This window comes from Mesorhizobium sp. LCM 4577 (genome assembly GCF_001854795.2).
Taxonomy (GTDB): Bacteria; Pseudomonadota; Alphaproteobacteria; order Rhizobiales; family Rhizobiaceae; genus Mesorhizobium; species Mesorhizobium plurifarium.
On record NZ_MDDU01000024.1, the window covers coordinates 200,978 to 219,771 of the forward strand.

The window sequence follows — 18,794 nt, forward strand, 5'->3', positions numbered from 1 at the left end:
TGGTCCAGCTACCTGTTGCCCAAATGAGGCAACAGGATGACTTCGGAGCGCGTGTTACACTGCCAGCGGCGTCGAATCCAGCCCGGTTTCCGCGATTTCTTTGTGCTTTCGTGCCCGCGGGAACAGTGCGGTCGACGATGGATCGGCTGAACCCGATTCCCGTTGGCGCGCCGATTCAATCGGATGGCGAAATGCTCTAGGGTGCGTGGCGAATCACAAAAGCCGCCCGGCAAGGAGACGGTCATGGACCGCGTTCTCGTTCGGCTGATCGCCGCGACGTCGTTTCTGGCTCTTTCGCTCCTTCCGGCACAGTCGGAGCCGAAGCACGGCATCGCCATGCAGGGCGAGCCGGCGCTGCCGCCCGACTACAAGCATTTCGACTACGTCAATCCGGACGCGCCGAAAGGCGGAAGCGTCACCTATTGCGTCGTAGGCTCCTTCGACAACCTCAACCCCTTCATCCTGAAAAGCCTGCGCACCACGGCGCGCGGCATGATCGATACTGTTTACGGCAACCTCGTCTTCGAGCCGTTGATGCAACGCAACTATGACGAGCCTTTCAGCCTCTACGGGCTGCTGGCCGACAGCGCCGACATGGATCCGGATCGCAAGTCGATCGAGTTCCATCTCAATCCCAGCGCAAAATGGTCGGATGGGCAGCCGGTGACGCCGGAGGACGTGCTGTTCACCTACGATGTCTTCGCCGAGAAAGGCCGCCCGCCCTACAGCGATCGCATGAGCATGATCGCCAAGCTGGAGAAGACCGGCGAGCACAGCGTGAAGTTCACCTTCAACGACAGGGCCAACCGCGAATTCCCGCTGATCGTCGCGCTGACGCCGATCGTTCCCAAGCACGCCTTCGATAAGGATACGTTCGACAAGACCACGCTGAAGCCGCTGATCGGCTCCGGCCCCTACACCGTGGACAAGGTGCAGCCCGGGCAGCGCATCATCTTCAAGCGCAATCCGGATTACTGGGGTAAGGACATCCCCTCGAAGCGCGGCTTCGACAATTTCGACCAGGTCACCATCGAGTATTTTCTCAACGCCAATGCCAAGACAGAGGCGTTCAAGAAGGGCATCTGCGCCCTCGACGACGAGACCGATCCGGTCAAGCGCGAGCGTGACATCGATATTCCGGCGTTCCGAAGGGGCGATGTGAAGGAAGAATATTTCAACACCGGCATCCCCCCGGTTGTGACCGGCTTCCTGTTCAACACCCGCCTGCCCAAATTCGCTGATCCCGTGGTCCGCCGCGCGCTCGGCATGCTTTACGATTTCGAATGGACGAACAAGAATCTGTTCGGCGGCAAGTTCAACCGCACCATGAGCTATTGGCAGAATTCCGAGCTGTCCGCGCTTGGCCACCCGGCCGACGATCGTGAAAAGGCGCTGCTTGCGCCCTATCCCGGCCGCGTGCCGCCGGACGTCATGGACGGCACCTGGCGCCCGCCGGTAACGGATGGTTCGGGCCAGGATCGCAAGGTGCTCAAAGCGGCCTTCGACTTGCTGAAGGGCGCCGGCTTCCATGTCCAGGACGGCAAGATGCTCGACCCGCAGGGAAACCCTTTCGGCTTCGAGATCCTGACCTCGTCGCAGGATGAAGAGCGGCTGGCGGCCATCTACCAGCGCACGCTGGAAAAGATCGGCATCGACGTCGGCATCCGCACCCTCGACGGCGACCAGATCCAGTCGCGCAAGCAGCGTTTCGACTTCGAGGTGCTGGTTGGCACAAGCGGCTTCAACAATTCGCTGTCACCCGGCAGCGAGCAGGTTGGCCGCTGGGGATCGGTCGCCGCGAAAACGGAAGGATCGTTCAATCTCGCGGGCGCCTCCGATCCGGCGATCGACGCCGCGATCGACGCCATGCTGAATGCCCGCACCAAGGAAGATTACGTCGCGGCGGTGCGCGTGCTCGACCGGCTGCTGATCTCAGGCAACTACATGGTGCCGATGCAATACAACACGCAGCAATGGCTCGCTTACTGGAGCTATCTGGAACATCCGCAAAAGACCCCCATATTCGGCTATCAGCTGCCGACCTGGTGGCGAAAGCCCAACTGACGCAACCCAACCAATCGGGACCGAACAGGAGACGAGCATGAGCGCCGAGAACTCCATCACCGTCGATGTTGTGTCCGATGTCGTCTGCCCCTGGTGCTTCATCGGCCAGAAGCGCCTGGATAAGGCCATCGCCGCGGTGGGCTTTGACGTGCATGTCCGCTGGCGGCCTTTCCAGCTCGATCCGACCATCCCTCCGGCAGGCATGGATCGCCGCCAATACATGCTTGGCAAGTTCGGCAGCGAGGAACGCATCCGCGAGATCCACGCGCGCATCGAGCCGCTCGGCGAAGCCGAGGGTATCCATTTTGCATTTGGCGCCATCAAGGTCGCCGCCAACACGCTGGATGCTCATCGGGTCATCCGCTGGGCCGGCGCCGCCGGCGAGGACGTGCAGAACCGGCTGGTGCGCCGCCTCTTCCAGCTGAATTTCGAGGAAGGCGCGAACATTGGCGACCATGCCGTGCTGGCAAAGGCCGCCGGCGAGGCCGGCATGGATGCATCGGTGGTCGAGACGCTGCTGCCGACCGACGCCGATGTCGAAGCCGTCCGCAACGAGATCGCCACCGCCTCGCGCATGGGCATCACCGGCGTGCCCTGCTTCCTGCTCGAAGGCAAATACGCGGTGATGGGCGCGCAGGATGCCGACACGCTTGCCGACGCGATCCGCCAGGTGGCCCAGGCCAAGGCGCGCGGCGAGCTCGAAACCGCCGCTGGCTGAGCGTTCCTACCATGCTATTCCGGACGGAAAGCCGTCGCGTACTTTTCCTGGATTGCTCCTGCTTAACAGTCGGCTCGCCCCCACGATCTGGTGAATCGCCCTGAACACGGCGCTAAGCTAAAACCCTGGAAGGATTTAACTGATTTGAGGGGCGCGGGATGGTCAGGCGTCGCGCATTGTTGCTGCTGTGCTTGCCTTTCGCCTTCGGCCTTCCGCTGACATTGCAGCGCGTGTCCGCCGAGGAAGCCGTCATGTCGGCGACTTTTGAAGGCAAACCCTGGACAGCGTCTTTCACCTTGGCCCAGACGATGCAGATGGGCGGCAAGCCGATGCTGAACCTGTCGGGAACCGAGCAGGGCTCGCCGACCAAGACCTTCAATTCGATGCTGGTGCTCAAGGATTCGAACGACCTTGCCGGGAGCTATAGACTCAAGGCCGGGTCCGCCACGAACAGCGCCAGCTTCAATATCCTCGATTCCGGCGCCACGGTCGGCCATGTCCGTTTCGCCGGCGGCGAGATCGTCATCGACAAATACGACCCTGCCGCCAAGACCGTTTCCGGCCATTTCAGTGCCTCGGGAAAAGGCGAATCGGGCAAGCCTGAAGAACTCACGGACGGTAGATTTTCGGGCATTCCGGTCGTCGCGCAGTAGCCATTTCGGCTGACCGGCGCCTCTTTTTCGTTCACAAACCCGTGTTTTTTGCTTCCCTTAGGGAAGCTTTCCGCCGACTGGCTCAATTGTCCTTAACACACTGGAATAAAAGCCGAAATCCAGGCGATGAATGGTCTGCCGGCGTCGGCTTTCTGTTGCGCGTGCGCCACGGCGGGTAACCCTGTTCACATTCTTCGCCAGAAAATTAATGGAAAATGATCAATTGGTGTTACCCTGTGTAACAAAACTAAGAAAGGTTTGGGCGGGATCGTGATTGGGGTCGGCAGACCGCGACGTACAGTACCGGAGCAAACATCCAACGAGGCAAAGACCTCGTCCCTGACGCCGGTATCGTCGATGCGTACATTCTGGGGGCTGATGCGAGCCTACTGGTTCTCCGAACGCTGGAAGGAAGCCTGGACCCTCACCATCGTCATCGCGCTGCTGACGGCGCTGTCCAGCAAGGCTGGCGTCTGGTTTGCCATGGCGCTGGGCGAGTTGGGCAATTCGATTGCCTTCCTGCACGACGCGGCCAACACGCACCCCTTGCAGACCATCCTGACCAATGCCGGCATATTGGTGCTGCTGGTGGTGCTGAAGGATGCCGGTCTTACCGGCGTGCGCAATCTCGTTTCGACGACTTTGCATCGCAAATGGCGGGGCTGGCTGAACAACCAGTTCAACCAGGCCCTGCTCGACGGCAACCATACCCATTTCCATGCGCAGCACGGCTCGGTGGCGGGCGGCATCGTCGCCCCGGACAACATCGATCAGCGCATCCAGGAATCGATCAAGGACATGACCGGCGGCGCCATCGGTCTGGCCATGGGCGTGCTCGGCGTGGCGACGTCGCTCTATTTCATCGGTGAGAACCTGATCGGGTCCTCGGTCGAGGTCAAAGGCCTGGAATTCCTGGGCAGCTACGGCACAGCGGTCCTGGCTTTCCTTGCCGTCGCCACCTATGTGCCGCTGAACACCTGGATCGCGGTCAAGCTCGGACGACTGCTCGAACGGCTCAATGTTCGCATGCAACAGGCCGAGGGCAGCTACCGCGCCGAGCTGACGACGTTCCTGCGCCGCAGCTTCCATGTCGCCGCCTCGCATGGCGAAGGCGTGCAAAAGTCGATGCACGACAGGCTCTATGTCGATATCGACAAGACGTGGGGGCGGCTCAATATCGTCAACACGAGCTACACGTCGTTCGAGCTGATCTACAATTTCGTCGGCGCCCGTATCATTGCCTACGCCCCGGGCCTCGTGTCGTTCATCCACAACCGTCTCGACTACAAGGGCTACATCACCGGCTCCGAAATGGTCGCGCAGTTGATCAGCCAATGCTCGTGGTTCATCCATGTGATGCCGGCGATTGCGACGCTCAGGGCCAACAGCCAACGCGTGACCGAACTCGCCGACGCCATCGAGAACGTCCAGAACCCACGGGAATTCTATCAGCAGACCGGCCGCTCCGACTTCAGCTACGCCACGCAGAATCCGGTGTTCGGCCTGACCATCCAGAAGCTCGAACTGGCGCATCAGGGCGAAGATGCGACACCCTTCCTCAGCGCCGCCAATCTGCGCTTCCGCCGCGGCGAGTGGACCTTCCTCAAGGGCGAGTCCGGCTGCGGCAAGACCTCGCTGATCAAGGCGATCAACGGCCTGTGGGCCTACGGTCGCGGCACCATCGTCTTCCCTGAGGGCGTGACGAGCTTCTACGCCGCTCAGGAGGTGAAGCTGCAGCAGGTCTCGCTGAAGCAGCTCGTCTGCCTGCCGGGTTCAGAAAACGACCACACCGACACGCAGGTTGCGGCCGCCCTGCACAAGGCCGGTCTCGGCGATTTCATCGGCCACCTGGCCGACGAGAGCCGCGAGGGCAAGATCTGGGATCAGGTGCTTTCGGGCGGCCAGAAGCAGAAGCTGGTGGTCGCGCGCATCATCCTGCGGCAGCCGGGGCTTCTGTTCCTCGACGAGGCGACCGGCGCGCTCGATCCCGAGGGCAAAATCGCCTTCCACCAGGCAATCAAGGACAATTGCCCGAACGTCACCGTCATCAGCGTCATGCACGAGGCGGTGGCGCCGCGCTCGCTGTCCGGCGAGGAGTTCTATCACAGCGTGGTTTCGATCGCCGACGGCGTCGCCACCAAGAAGCCGCTTGCGCCGAGCCTGCCGCGCGAGCTCACCACCATTCTCGCCCAGCCGCGGCCGGTCGAGGACAAGTGGCTGCGCTTCCGCCGGCTGAAGCAGAAATAGCAGTCATACCAAGCCTTTGACCGGCGGCCATGGCCTGGCTCGAGCTGTCGTCGATCACAGTCTCGCGATCCGGCCTCCCCGCTTCCATTTTCAGCACCCCGCGCGATTGACTCGGCAAAAAGCGCTCCTATGTTGCGCGCGCTCGCTGATTTCCAACTCGAACCCCGCGAGCAGAAAGGTCAACCCGCCATGCCTGGCGACAGTCACAGTCGAACGCAACCGCCGTCCGCCCTGACGTGACCTGATGGCTCACGTCCTGCCGGACGGCAAGGAGTGAGCCATGAACGAATTCGCACCCGTACTGGACGACGAAGCCGTTGCCGTCGCCCGTGTTCTTGCCAACGATCACGTCGCCGACGTCGTCGAAGCCCTCAACCACGAGCCCCGCGAGACGGCCATCGAGCTGCTCTGCGCCGTGCCGTTCGAGCGGCTGGTCGAGATTTTCGACCAGCCGGAACTCGAGGCGGCACCAGAGCTTGCCGAGGCCCTGCCGCGCCCGAAGGCGAGCAAGCTGTTGACCGCCATGTCGGTCGACCGCGCGGCCGACATCCTGCGCGAGCTGGACGAACCGGCCCGCTCGGAACTGCTCGGCGCCTTGGCGCCGCCGCTGCGCGCGACGCTGCTGTCCATCCTGGGATATCCGGAAGGCAGCGCCGCCTCGATCATGACGACGGAATTCGTCAGCGTGCCTTCCGACTGGACCGTTGGCCGCACGCTCGACTACATCCGCAAGGTCGAGCGCACGCGCGAAACCATCTACGCCATCTATATCGTCGACCCGGACACGCAGCTCCTGCTGCGTTCGACCGGATTGCGCCGGCTGATCACTGGCAACCCGGAGGATTCGATCCTGTCGGTGGCGCCCGACCGCATGCCGGTGACGGTGACGCCGCTCACCGATCGCGAGAACCTGGCGCAGACCATCTCCAAATACGACCTGCTCGCTCTGCCTGTCGTCGATCACGGCAGGATCCTCGGCATCGTCACCGTCGACGACATCATCGACACGATGATCGAGGAGACGACCGAGGACGTGCATCGCTTCGGCGGCATGGAGGCGCTGGACGAGCCCTATATGAAGATGGGTTTTCTCGCCATGATCCAGAAGCGCGCCGGCTGGCTCTGCGCGCTGTTCCTCAGCGAGATGCTGACGGCCAACGCCATGCAGAGCTACGAGGGCGAGTTGGAAAAGGCGATCGTGCTGACCCTGTTCATCCCGCTGATCATGAGCTCCGGCGGCAATTCCGGCTCGCAGGCGACGTCGCTCGTTATCCGCGCGCTGGCGCTGCGCGAGATCGGGTTGCGCGACTGGTGGCGGGTGGCGCTGCGCGAGCTGCCGACCGGGGTGGTGCTCGGCTCGATCCTCGGCGTCGTCGGCATCTGCCGCATCGCGCTCTGGCAGTATTTCGGCTTCTACGACTACGGCCCGCACTGGATGCTGATCGCGGCGACGGTGGGCGCGGCGCTGATTGGCATCGTCACCTTCGGCTCGCTTTCGGGATCGATGCTGCCCTTCGCGCTGAAGCGCATCGGCTTCGACCCGGCAAGCGCCTCGGCGCCGTTCGTCGCCACGCTGGTCGACGTCACCGGACTGGTCATCTACTTCTCGGTGGCGCTCGTGATCCTGCGCGGCACGCTGCTTTAGAGCAATTTCAGAAAAAATGTGAGCGGTTTTCCGCCTGGAAATTGCGACAAAACAAAGAGATGGATCGTCTCACCGTTTTTCCGTGAAACGGTGAGACGATCCAGAGCCATGTGGGCAGCCGCCGGGATCACCGGCGGCTGCCCACGCCGCGATCAAACGCGTTCGCCGTTCTTCACGCGATAGGTCGGCTTGTACATCGTCACCAGTTCCTCGGCCGCGGTCGGATGCACGGCCATGGTGCGGTCGAAATCGTCCTTGGTCAGGCCAGCCTTCAGCGGGATGCCGAGAAGCTGCGCCATCTCGCCGGCGTCGGGGCCCAGAATATGGGCGCCGATCACCTTCCTGGACGCGCCGTCGACCACCAGCTTCATCAGCATCTTCTCGTCGCGGCCCGACAGCGTATGTCGCATCGGACGAAACGACGCGCGATAGATCTCGACGTCGGGGAAGCGCTTGATCGCGTCGTCTTCCGACAGGCCGACGGTGCCGATCTCCGGCTGCGAGAACACCGCCGTCGGAATGGTATCGTGGTCCGGCGCGGTCGGATTGTCCTTGAATGCGGTCTCGATGAAGCACATCGCCTCGTGGATGGCGACCGGCGTCAGTTGCACGCGATGGGTGACGTCGCCGATGGCCCAGATGTTGTCGACATTGGTGCGCGAATATTGGTCGACCACGATCGCGCCCGTCTTGCCGAGTTCGATGCCGACGCCTTCCAGGCCCATATTCTCGGTGTTGGGAATACGCCCGATCGCCAGCATCACCTGATCGACCGTCAGGGTTTGGCCGGACGACAACAGCACGTCCAGCCTGCCGTCGGGGCTCTTGCGCACCTGTTCCGAAACCGCGGGGCAGAGGATCCTGATCCCCTTCTTCTCCATCGTCTCATGCAGCGAGCGGCGCAGATCCATGTCGAAGCGGCTAAGGATCTCCTGGCCGCGATAGACCAGCGTGGTCTCGACGCCCAGGCCGTGGAAGATGTTGGCGAATTCGACGGCGATGTAGCCACCGCCCTCGATCATGATCGCCTTCGGCAGTTCCTTGAGATCGAAGGCCTCATTGGAGAAGATGCAGTACTCGTGGCCCGACAGTGCCGGATGCGGCGCGGGCCGCCCGCCTGTAGCGATCAGGATCTGGTCGGCGCTGACGGTGCGATCTTCCGCGACCAGATAGACGGAGTGCGGGTCGACGAGCACCGCGCGCGAATGAAAGGTCTCGCCGCCGGCGCCTTCGACATTCCTCTTATAGATCGCTTCGAGCCGCGCGATCTCCTTGTCCTTGTTGGCGACCAGCGTCTGCCAGTCGAAGCTCGCCTCGGGCACGGTCCAGCCGTAGCCGGCGGCGTCTGCAAAATGCTCGGGAAATTGCGAGGCATAGACATAGAGCTTCTTCGGCACGCAGCCGCGGACGACGCAGGTGCCGCCGAAGCGGTACTCCTCCGCAATGGCGACCCGCTTGCCAAGGGCCGCCGCCACCCGGGCCGCTCTCACCCCGCCCGAGCCGCCGCCGATGACGAACAGATCATAGTCATAAGCGGCCATCGTGGTGGGCTCCTGCGCGTGAGAAAGACGGGCCACAGGTAGGCCGCAAAGCGGCAAAAGAAAAGCCCGGGCGAGCCCGGGCTTTGTGGTCCAGCGGCCACCGGCCGATGGAAAGAGATATCAGTTCTGCGAATCGTCCGCCGGAGCCGAATTGTCGGCGGGAGCCGAATTGTCCGCCGGAGCGGCGCCGTCGGCGGGCGCGGTGGCGTCCTGAGCCGGCGCTGCCGGCGCCTTGGCCTTGGCCGCGGCCGCAAGCGTCTCGCCGACCTGCTGCGCGAGGTCGCGGGCAACGCCGTTCTGCCAAATGTCGGCGGCCTTCACGAGGTCGCGCGTCACCGCGGGGCCGCTGTCCAGCAGCTTCTTGCCGGCTTCCGAGCTGTAGAAGGTGGCGATGTCGTTGAGCTCCTGTTCGGAAAACACCTTGGCATAGGCCAGTGCTGCTTCCTTTTCGAGATCGGCGCGGCGCGAAGCAAGGGCGAGCGCCTTCTCGGCCACGGTCTTGCCGATCAGCTCCTGCATGTCGGGATTCTTCTGGATAAGCTGCGCTTCGAGCGCGCCGGCCGCCTGCGGCAGGATGTTGTCGAACGTATCCGTCGCATGGATCGCCGCGACGGCCGCGCGCGCCGCCTTCAGGTGCGATTCGCTGACGTCCTGCGCAAACACCGGCGAGGACAGCGCAAGGACGGCCGAGGCCGCCAGGAACATCGAAAGGCGGCGAACTCGTTTAGGCAACATCATGGTCGATAGAACTCCCTGGTTTCAGGCTGCATGGACGGTTTCGATACCGTCGCCGCCGGCGATGATGGCCGTTGACGCCAGCCCGATGAATAGACCGTGCTCGACAACGCCTGGAATGGCGAAGAGAGCATTCGAAAGCGCTCTTGTATCCGGAATGCGGCCAAAAGATGCATCGAGGATAAAGTGGCCGCCGTCTGTAACAAATGGCTGGCCCCCCGTCATCCTCAATGTAACCGGGCCGGAAAGGCCGAGCGTTGCCGCGGCCGCGCCGATCGCTATCCCGGTGGCGCGCAGGCCGAATTTGTTGACCTCGATCGGCAGCGGGAACCGGCCGAGGGTCTCGACCAGCTTGGACTTGTCGGCAATCACGATCATGCGCTCGGACGCCGCCGCGACGATCTTTTCGCGCAGCAGCGCGCCGCCGCCGCCCTTGATCAAGGTCAGGTCCGGATCGACCTCGTCGGCGCCGTCGACGGTAAGGTCGAGTTCCGGCGTGTCATCGAGTGTGGACAACGGCACGCCGAGCTCACGGCAGAGCGCTGCGGTGCGCTCCGAAGTCGGCACGCCGACGACGTCGAGGCCGGTGGCGACCTTCTCGGCCAGCAGCCGCACGAATTCTTCCGCCGTGGTGCCGGTGCCGATGCCGAGCCGCATGCCGCTGCCGACATGGGCGAGCGCCGCCCGCGCGGCTTCGACCTTCAACTGCCTTGCATCCATGGGGAACCCCGATTTCGCCGGTTTCGCGCGCCTCCTAGCATTTTTGCCTGCCCCGTCAAAGGCCGTCAAAGGGCCGCGCTGTGGACCGATCGAGGCTTCTTGCTTGAACCCGGCCCTGCCTGTATCGCCTACGGCAATTCAATCGCTACAGGAATTCCCCATGCCGCGCCCGATCATCGTCTTCGACCTCGACGGAACGCTGGTCGACACCGCGCCGGACCTGCTCGACAGCCTTAACCACAGCCTAGCGGCAAGCGATCTCGCCGCTGTCGATGAAGCCGGCTTCAGGCGCTTCGTCGGCCATGGCGGCCGCGTCATGATCGAACGCGCGCATGCCGCGCAGAACAAGGCGCTGGCGGCCGAGGAGCACGACCGGCTGCTGAAGCTGTTCCTCGACCATTACACGCTGAACATTCCCGGCAAGTCCCGCCCCTACCCCGGCGTTGTTGCCGCGCTCGATCGTTTCCAGGCCGCCGGCTACTTGATGGCGGTCTGCACAAACAAGTACGAGGCGAATTCCGCGACGCTGATCGGCGCGTTGGGCATGTCGCACTATTTTGCCGCGATCTGCGGTCAGGACACCTTCGCCTTCCGCAAGCCCGACCCGCGCCATCTCACCGAGACGATCCGCCTGGYCGGCGGCGATCCGAACAGCGCCTTGATGATCGGCGATTCGCAGACCGACATCGACACCGCCAAGGCAGCCGGCATTCCCGTGGTCGCGGTCGATTTCGGCTATACCGACCGCCATGTGCGCGAATTCGAACCGACCCTGGTGATCTCGCATTTCGACGCGCTTACGCCGAAACTGGCGGAGCGGCTGATCGCGTCGGCGCGCTGAGCGGCGCTAAACCGCACCGGCAGAAAATCAGAGAAATCAAACCGAGGAATAACCTCGGCACATCGCCTTGACTTCGCTCACCAGCCTACCTTATATCGCGGCTCGCTTCGGCCTTCGGGCCCAAGGCGGGCGATTAGCTCAGCGGGAGAGCACACCCTTCACACGGGTGGGGTCGTAGGTTCAATCCCTACATCGCCCACCATCTAACCTCCTGAAAAGGTTAGATGATTTAGCTTCCAAGAAAATCCTTGAGAACTGCCGTCGGCGCGTAACCGACGCGTGGCTATCTTTTGACCTCGACCCAGTTCTCCCAGCAACGGTTTGGGCGGTGACGATTGAGGCGAAGTACGGAGGCGTTGGCAATCAAAAAAGTGGAGTTGCCGTGTCGGTTCTGCGGGCGGTCAACCGTTCTTCAAGCAGGCGCCATTCGCTGGACTGGCATCTCGACAACGAAGGAATGACCGATGAGCAAGAAGATCTTTGTGAGCCTGCCAGTTACCGACGTGAAGGCGTCCATGGCCTTCTACGAATCCCTCGGCTTCAGGAACAATCCTCGGTTTCCCGATGAGACGGCGGCCTGGATGGTGTGGAGTGAAGACATCAACTTCATGCTGCTCAGCCGGGAGAAATGGCAGGCCATGACCACCCGCCCCATTCCGCCATCCACGTCCAGCGAGGTAATGCTGGCGCTTTCCCTGGGCAGCCGCGACGCCGTCGATGCGATGGCAGCCGCCGCTGCGGCGAACGGCGGCACAGCAGACATCAATCCGATCGAGGATCATGGGTTCATGTATACCCGCGACCTCGCTGATCCCGATGGCCATGCTGTAGGCGCGATGTGGATGGACTTTTCCTCAATACCTTCAACATCGTGATGGCGCGTTGGCCGTCCAACTTGCTGCCGGACGTTAGTGCCGCAGGCGCCTAAATCAGCCCCCGTCTCACATTCATGCGCGTCACGGCCGTCACCAGAACGGCGCCGGTCATGAAATAGAGCGTGGCGATGACGTGGCCCTGGTGGAAATGCAGCCCGGCGAACAGCAGGGCCATGACCACGGCAAGGAAGGCGATGACGCGAGAAAAGGCATCGGGCATGGGGCGACCTTGTGCAATGTGTTGAGTGGCCGCCCTCATTCAGCCGATCGCTCAATAGAGCGGTTTTCGATTTTTCGCAATCGGCTGGGTGGCGAACTCTCAGGCCAGATCCACCTCGACCCATAGCCCGCCCGGTCCCCGGGCCGCATCGCGCGGCGCGCTGCGCACCGCCTGGATCGAACCGGACGGCGCGGCGAAGGCCGGCTTTCCGTTCTTGTCGGCCAGCCACGGATCGTCGGCGCGAATGACGCGGCCCTTGGTCTTCGTCTCGAGTGCGGTCAGGATGCCGTCATAGGGCATCTCGCCCCAGTGCACCTTCACCGCGTCGACCTTGTTGGTCGGGATGAAGGCCGAAAGGTCTCTGCTCGTCAGCAGATCGAAACCCTGTTTTTCCGGCGTGGCGTTCTGGCTGCCGTGATGGGCGACCTTGAGATAGACGGTGCGCGCCAGAAGGTCGGCCGACGTGACGGTGCCCTGCCCCACCGGCCATGTCAGGTCCTTCCAGCTCAGCCAGTTGCCGATCTGGGCGTCGCCGGGGAACAGCAGCACGTGCCCTGTGTCGATGAACTCGAAGGCAAGCACCAGGCTGGTGTTGTTGACGCCGCGGTCGAGCTGCAGGGCAAGATCGGCGGCGATCCCCATCCAGTCGGCGTCGATGCGCCGCCAGGATTGGTCGCGGTCTTCCATCGCGGCCGCGGCCGAAACCGGCCCGGCATAATGCTTGCGAACATAGGCGCCGATATCGATGGCCGGGTCGCTGCCCTTGTCGCCGGTGAGCGCCGTGGAAAGCGGCGTGCCGACATTGCGCTCGAACGGGCTGAGCTCGTCGACGTAACCAGCATCGGCCGCCTCGTTCATCTTGAGGCCGCTCACCAGCGCCCGCGCGAACGGGCCGCCGCTGGCCAGCGGGAACATCTCGCTCGCCTTTTCCTCCAGCCGCAGCGCCGCCTTGTCGCGCGGCGGGCCGAGCACATAGACGCGCAGATTGGGCAATGCGTCGATCGTCACCGGCGGCCCGCCGGGCTCGAAATAGGTCGGCGTCGGTTTTTGCGACAGCTTTGCCGCCGCGTCGCGGGCCGAGCGCACCCGTTCGCCGGCGGCGCCGAACTGGAAGCCGAGCACGGATTGCAGACCGTCGCGGACACCGGCCATGTAGGAGCTCAGCCCACGCATCGCGTCGAGCTTCTGGCCCACGCCCTGCAGAGCGGCGATCGCCTGGCCCTTGAACTTGTCGAGCTCCGCGGCCTCGGCATCGGCCGGATTCTCGGTCCAGGCCATCCAGACGTCGCCGACGGCAAAATCCTTGAAARGGTCCTTCGCGGTCAGAAAGCCGGAGACATGGTCCCAATGTTCGTGCGTGACGACGAGGATGTCGATCTTGCCGCCGGTCTCCTTCTTGAGGTCGGCGACTATGTCGGCGACCAGCGCCGGGCCGCCCGCGATCGAAACATGGATGCCGCAATCGATGAGCATGCGGAAAGGCTTTCCGTCCGCCTTCCTGAAGGTGAGCAGGTGGCAATCGCCGATGCCCTGGCAATAATGCCGCACCGTAACGCCCGCTGCCGGGGCCACTGCAGCGGCCGTTTTTGCCGACCTTGTCCTCGTCGCCGGCTTTCTAGACATGGTCGTCGTCTCCGTCGCTGGCATGCAGCAAGGCAAAGGGCTCCGACACCTCGCCGCCGAAATAGAGCGCCCGCAGCGGCGATAGGTAATTGGCCGCCATCGTGCCGGCCTGACGCTTCTGCCGGTCCGCGCTGCCAGTGTTCTTGATGATCGAGTAGCGGATCTCTTCGAACCCTTCGCGCGGGTCGATGATGATCGTGGCGCCGCCGCGGAACCAGAAGAAGCTGTCGCCCTCGGCCGTGCCTTGCGGCATCGCCGTGCCGTCCGGCGCAACCGGAATGCGCTGCTGGATCACGGCCACGACCTCGACGCGGAACGAGCCGTCCGGCTCGACGCGGCGCGTCGGGCGCACGCTGTAGATGTCGAAGGTCGTCTCGCCTTTCTTCGGCGCATGCATGACCGTGCCGTCCTCATTGTAGCGCGGCAGATCGGGCAGCAGGCCGAACTGCTTGTAGAGGTCCGGATCGGAGGCGAAGGCCTTGTGCATCGCCTTCCACAGCGCATAGCGGTTCTTGTCGTTGAGCGCGAAGATTTCGGCCCGCTTCAATTTCTGGTTCCAGCCGAGATCGATCTTGCTGAGCAGGCCCTTCAGCCAGGAAGGCGACGGGTCCTCCGGCGCGCTCCAGGCCAGCGTCTCTTCCGAGATGGTGCGCACGTCGCGCGGCAACAGCTTCCATTTGCGGAACGATTCCAGGAAGGCCAGGCGATAGTGCAGCGGATCGTCCGGATAGGCGTCGCGGTCGGCGGTGATCAGCGCGCGCAGATATTCACCGAAGGTGATGTCGACGGAAGGGCAATAGTCGAGCGCGCGGATGCACATGGTCAGCATCTGCCTGGCGGTCTTGGCGACCTCGTCGGTCAGGCGCTCGACCAGGCTCGGATGCAAGGTTCCCGCCGGCAGGATGCCGGAGCCGCCGGTGGCAAGCTGGATCAGGTCGTCGGTCCGCCGGTCGGCGATGGCCAGGAAGGCCTGGTAGACGGCGAAGACCAGGATTGAGCCGCGGTCATGCGCCTCGAAGGTCTTGTCGTAGTCGAGATCGGCCATGCCGGCGCCGCCATATTCGCGCAACGGTCCGGCCCTGCCGCTGCCTTCGCCGAACTGCTTGGCGATACCCGAAAGCAGCGAGGCGGCCGACAGTTCGCCCCTTGCCTTGCCGATTTCGAATCTGACCAACTCCTTTAGGGTGAAATGCTGGAAGAGCGCGACGATATCGGCGAAGGCCTCGTGAAAGGCCGGCACGTCCGGATTGGAGGCTTCCTGGAATCGGCGATGCAGCCCGTCGAGCAGCGCATGCGACATCTCATGCGCGACGATATCGCTGGACAGACACGAGAACACCGTCGTTCCGGGCGTGGTGACGTCCCCCTCATTGCTGGCGCCGGGAAATAGCCGAACAGCAGCGCCTTCTTTTCCGGGCTGTAATAGGCATTCTCGGCGCGCAACGCATGCGGATAGATGCGCAGGCGCGGCACATAATGCGCCTTTACCGTCATGTCGCCGGTGCGGCCGGGAGCCTCGGCATAATGCGGCGCCCACAATGCCCGCCGGCCGAGCGCGCRCTCGAAATGGCCGATCGTGGTCATGGCGACGGCGTAGACCATCTGCTGGTGGAATTTCGGATTGCCTTCCGAAGGCGGCAGTCCGTCCTGCGCCAGAAGAACCTTGTCGTTGAGATCGACCGGATCGTAGATGCGGTCGGACGCGGGGTCGACATCGACCACTTCGAGATATTCGCCGATCGGGCCGGGCAGCAGCGGCTTGTCCGTCGCCGGCTCGTCGTCCCACGGCACCGAAAGCGTCGCCTGGTAGACCGAAACGGAATCCAGCCGTTTCGCCACCGAAGGATCGAGGGCGTAGATGCGCAGGCGCCGTTGCGGCGGCGGCAGCGGCCGCGGCTTGCGCTTGATGGCCGGCGCAGGGCCTGTAACGGGTGCAGGAACGGCCAAGCTCGCGCCTGGACGGCCGAGCAGACCTTCCAGGAACGCCTTGAGCGGCTTTGACGGATTGCCCTGGTCGAGCGCCGCTTCGAGGAAGCGGTTGCGTGCCGCCGCCGAAACCTGATCCGGATCGCCGTCCGGGTCGGCGATCGTCTGCTCGATTGCCACTGTTCTTTGCGCCATCTGCGTCAGTTCCAGCGCAAACATCATGCGCTGCCGCGATGTCACGGGGGTCGGCGCCGCCAACGAGTTGCCGCCGGTCAAGAGCTCGAGCCAGCTCCATGTATAGGTGGCGGGAGTGAGCTTCGTGAGGCTCTCCGCCGCTGGCGGCGGGAAGTCCAGTGCATCGAGAGCCCGCAACACGCCCTGCCCGATCTTCTGCTTCGTCTCCGCCGCATTCATCTTGGCCGTCGATTTCAAAGCCTTCGCGAACAACGCCTTGCGTACAGCCTCGATCCGCATCCAAGGCTGAGGATAGTTCTTCACCACGTCCCAATGCTCGGCGAGCCACAGAGCGGCCGCGGCGGCGACTTGCGGGGTGGCGGCCGAGGTGCCGTTGCCGTCCATGTCGACCACCTTGCGGCAGTCGATTTCCGCCCAGGGCACGTTCGGCGTGTAGGCGCCGAGCGCCGTGTTCATCTTGGAAGGCGGCCCGTAATTGCCTTGCATGGTGCCGAGAGCAAGGCCGGCATAGGCGCGTCCGTCGCCCATCACGCCGCATGCCGCAAGCACCCGGTTGTAGCGCGCAGGATAGACGATGCTGCTTGGCGTGAAGGTGAAATTGTTGCCTGCCGCGGTGACCATCACCAGGCCGTGGTCGTAGGCAAGGTTGACGGCGTCGACCAGGGCCTGCGAGGTGAGGCCGCCCATGCTCATCGACAGCACCTGCGCGCCCTGCTGGCGCGCATAGTCGATGCCTTGCACCATGGTCCCGGTGGTCAGCCGCACCACCCAGTCGGCGATGCGAACCGGCAGGATTTTCGCCAATGGCGCGCCGCCGACGAAATCGGTGAAGCCCGGCCAATGCGGCGAAGTGCCGTCGAGCTTGTTGCCGGCAAGCAGGCTGAGCGTGCCGGTGCCATGGCCGCGATTGCTGGTGAGCGTGCCGGCTGGAGCGTGGTCGGTCGCGTTGTTCGGACCGGTTCCGTCGTCGACGAAGTTGCGTTGCTGGGCTGTAAGAAGCCCGGCCGGCAGGGTCTCGTGGTTCGGGTCGAAACCGGTATCGAGATGGGCGATCGTGATGTTGGCCTGCTTGGCGCCCACCCTGTTGCGCGCCGCCGCGAACTGGCTGAAGTCAGGCGCGGCGTTCCAGGCGATGCGCCCCGCAACCACCGCCTGTCCGCCCTGCGGATCCTGATCGTCGAAAGCGCAGACGGGACTGGCGCTTGCCGCCATGCCGCGGTCGCCGGCGCCATTCCTGTAATCCCATTGCTGCTGCATATCGGGCTCGACCGCGAGCACCTCGCCGCCTGCAGCCGCAAGCGCCGGAGTCCGGGCGACAAGATCGTGGGCATGGTCCCAGGGATTGTCCGTGTCGGCGACACCCGTGCTCAACCGTAACCAGGTGGCGCCGCGATCCCCGGCCGCGGCCGGACCCGCGCTGCCGACACCGGGCGGGAGAGCAAGGATCGGTTCGGCTTCGATCCCGCCAATCCGGAGTGGCCCGCCTCGCACCGCGAGCCCCGCGCCGTCGCCATGAACCTTGACAAGGAGACCCTTCGCGGCTGCCATGGCATGCCCCTCCCCCATCCAACCATGGCGCCGACCGTCCGCTCCGGTCAAGCCAAGGTTCCCGCCATGCTTCGATTGAGCTCTTTGCCGACTAGGCAATCATGCGGCCTGTCTTCCAAAGCAAAGCCGACCGAGACATGAACCCACATATTTCAGAAGTGACAGTCGCTCCGCCGAACATGCGTATCTGTGAGCGCCTTCACATACGCCAAACAGGATTTGCGCGCAGATGTTGCATCGGGTTCTCGAGGAGAAATTTCGATCACCTAGCCATTTTCAGATTTGCTGTCTGCGCGCATGGGCACCTCCCACCCAAGCGCGCGGACGGCGTTCCGAAGGATCGGCCCGCAACCGCCAGTGCGCCCGGTCTCCTTACAGTTTGCCGGCTTGTCCGATTTCGGCGTGTCGGGTGTGACATCGGACCTTCTGTCCGCCGCCTGCCGAATTCGGTCAGCCACCATAGAAGGAGACGACGCTTTGATCGAGCACGCACTTATCCTACAATTTCCGCTTAACGAGAGGCGGAATCGTATCATGGCTACAAACGGCGCGGACGACAGGAACCTGCCGCGCCTGGCGCGCATCGACCCGCGCCAGTTCGACCTGCTGTTCGCGGGCTGCAAGCTGGAGCGTTATGCCGCCGGCCAGCATTTGTTCGTCCAGGAGGATGCTTCCGATCGCATTTACGGCGTGATGAGCGGCACCGTCGAGATTTCGATCTACTCGCCGGGCGGGCAGAAGCTGGTGGCCAATATCGAGCTGTCGCGCAGCCTGGTCGGCGAGATCGGGGCGCTCGACGGGCGTCCGCGCACGGCGACCGCCATCTGCCTTACCGCCTGCGAGCTGGTTTCGCTGAGCCGGACACAACTCTTTGACCGGATTGAGAAAAACCCGCCTCTTGCACGCGCTATGATCGAGTTGCTGTGCGCAAGGCTGCGCTGGGTCAGCGGCGAGCTGGGCGACCAGGCCTTTTTCGGCATCGAGGCCAGGCTGGCAAAGCGGCTGGTGTTCCTGAGCGGCGTCATGGCCGACAGCGCCGGCTGGATTCCGATTTCGCAGTCGGAGCTCGGCGAGTTCCTCGGCGCGACGCGCGAATCCGTCAACAAGACGCTGAACGACTGGCGCAACCGGCAGATGATCGCCATCAAGCGCGGCGGGTTGCGCATCACCAACCTCGCCGCGCTGAACCAGATCGCCGAATCGCAGGACGACGACTGAGCGTTCGGATTCAGCGACCTCACCC

The 18,794-nt window shown here is 63.6% G+C and carries 14 protein-coding genes and 1 tRNA gene; 9 read left to right on the plus strand and 6 right to left on the minus strand.

What is annotated here, in order from left to right; all coding sequences use genetic code 11:
- Positions 1–243 precede the first annotated feature (243 nt).
- The 5 genes from LCM4577_RS22635 (at position 244) to mgtE (ending at position 7,327) form a co-directional block, all read left to right on the plus strand.
- On the plus strand, positions 244–2,064 hold the full coding sequence (locus LCM4577_RS22635; protein ID WP_071073533.1) for an extracellular solute-binding protein: 1,821 nt from the start codon (positions 244–246) through the stop codon (positions 2,062–2,064).
- 37 nt (positions 2,065–2,101) lie between these two features.
- The gene (locus LCM4577_RS22640; RefSeq protein WP_071073535.1) at positions 2,102–2,782 is read left to right on the plus strand and encodes a DsbA family oxidoreductase; all 681 of its coding nucleotides are present in this window, start codon (positions 2,102–2,104) and stop codon (positions 2,780–2,782) included.
- 158 nt (positions 2,783–2,940) lie between these two features.
- Positions 2,941–3,435 (plus strand): DUF6252 family protein, encoded by a 495-nt coding sequence (locus LCM4577_RS22645; RefSeq protein WP_071073536.1) that lies wholly within the window; start codon positions 2,941–2,943, stop codon positions 3,433–3,435.
- Between the two features lie 357 nt (positions 3,436–3,792).
- Positions 3,793–5,682, plus strand: coding sequence for an ABC transporter ATP-binding protein/permease (locus tag LCM4577_RS22650; RefSeq protein WP_041009270.1), 1,890 nt, complete (start codon positions 3,793–3,795; stop codon positions 5,680–5,682).
- A 280-nt stretch (positions 5,683–5,962) separates the two neighbouring features.
- Entirely contained in the window at positions 5,963–7,327 is a 1,365-nt protein-coding gene (gene mgtE / locus LCM4577_RS22655; RefSeq protein WP_040982837.1) for a magnesium transporter, read from the plus strand.
- Positions 7,328–7,479: 152 nt separating this feature from the next.
- Here the strand turns inward: mgtE and gor are convergent, their stop codons facing one another.
- From gor to rpiA, 3 genes are all read right to left on the minus strand, one after another.
- Complete coding sequence (gene gor / locus LCM4577_RS22660; RefSeq protein ID WP_071073539.1) at positions 7,480–8,868, minus strand: glutathione-disulfide reductase; 1,389 nt, start codon at positions 8,866–8,868, stop codon at positions 7,480–7,482.
- A 120-nt stretch (positions 8,869–8,988) separates the two neighbouring features.
- Positions 8,989–9,606 carry a DUF2059 domain-containing protein gene (locus tag LCM4577_RS22665; RefSeq protein WP_041006664.1) on the minus strand — a complete coding sequence of 206 codons (618 nt, stop codon included), beginning with the start codon at positions 9,604–9,606 and terminating at the stop codon, positions 8,989–8,991.
- A 21-nt stretch (positions 9,607–9,627) separates the two neighbouring features.
- Entirely contained in the window at positions 9,628–10,323 is a 696-nt protein-coding gene (gene rpiA, locus LCM4577_RS22670) for a ribose-5-phosphate isomerase RpiA (RefSeq protein WP_071073541.1), read from the minus strand.
- 160 nt (positions 10,324–10,483) lie between these two features.
- Between rpiA and LCM4577_RS22675 the strand changes: the two genes are divergently transcribed.
- The 3 genes from LCM4577_RS22675 to LCM4577_RS22685 all read left to right on the plus strand — a co-directional run bounded on the left by LCM4577_RS22675 (position 10,484) and on the right by LCM4577_RS22685 (position 12,039).
- A complete protein-coding gene (locus LCM4577_RS22675) occupies positions 10,484–11,164 on the plus strand; it encodes a phosphoglycolate phosphatase (protein WP_071073543.1) in 681 nt (226 codons plus the stop codon).
- A 127-nt stretch (positions 11,165–11,291) separates the two neighbouring features.
- Positions 11,292–11,366 (plus strand) — tRNA-Val (locus tag LCM4577_RS22680).
- A gap of 262 nt (positions 11,367–11,628) precedes the next feature.
- Positions 11,629–12,039 (plus strand): VOC family protein, encoded by a 411-nt coding sequence (locus tag LCM4577_RS22685; protein WP_071073544.1) that lies wholly within the window; start codon positions 11,629–11,631, stop codon positions 12,037–12,039.
- A gap of 49 nt (positions 12,040–12,088) precedes the next feature.
- Here LCM4577_RS22685 and LCM4577_RS22690 read toward each other — a convergent pair whose 3' ends face one another.
- From LCM4577_RS22690 to LCM4577_RS22700, 3 genes are all read right to left on the minus strand, one after another.
- Positions 12,089–12,259 (minus strand): hypothetical protein, encoded by a 171-nt coding sequence (locus tag LCM4577_RS22690; protein ID WP_181592095.1) that lies wholly within the window; start codon positions 12,257–12,259, stop codon positions 12,089–12,091.
- Between the two features lie 99 nt (positions 12,260–12,358).
- A complete protein-coding gene (locus LCM4577_RS22695) occupies positions 12,359–13,882 on the minus strand; it encodes an MBL fold metallo-hydrolase (protein ID WP_157900493.1) in 1,524 nt (507 codons plus the stop codon).
- Positions 13,883–15,061: 1,179 nt separating this feature from the next.
- Positions 15,062–17,551, minus strand: a complete 2,490-nt coding sequence (locus LCM4577_RS22700; RefSeq protein WP_244508409.1) for a S8 family serine peptidase — start codon at positions 17,549–17,551, stop codon at positions 15,062–15,064.
- A 534-nt stretch (positions 17,552–18,085) separates the two neighbouring features.
- Between LCM4577_RS22700 and LCM4577_RS22705 the strand changes: the two genes are divergently transcribed.
- Positions 18,086–18,769: a Crp/Fnr family transcriptional regulator gene (locus LCM4577_RS22705; RefSeq protein ID WP_040982820.1), complete on the plus strand. Its 684-nt coding sequence runs from the start codon at positions 18,086–18,088 to the stop codon at positions 18,767–18,769.
- Positions 18,770–18,794 lie beyond the last annotated feature (25 nt).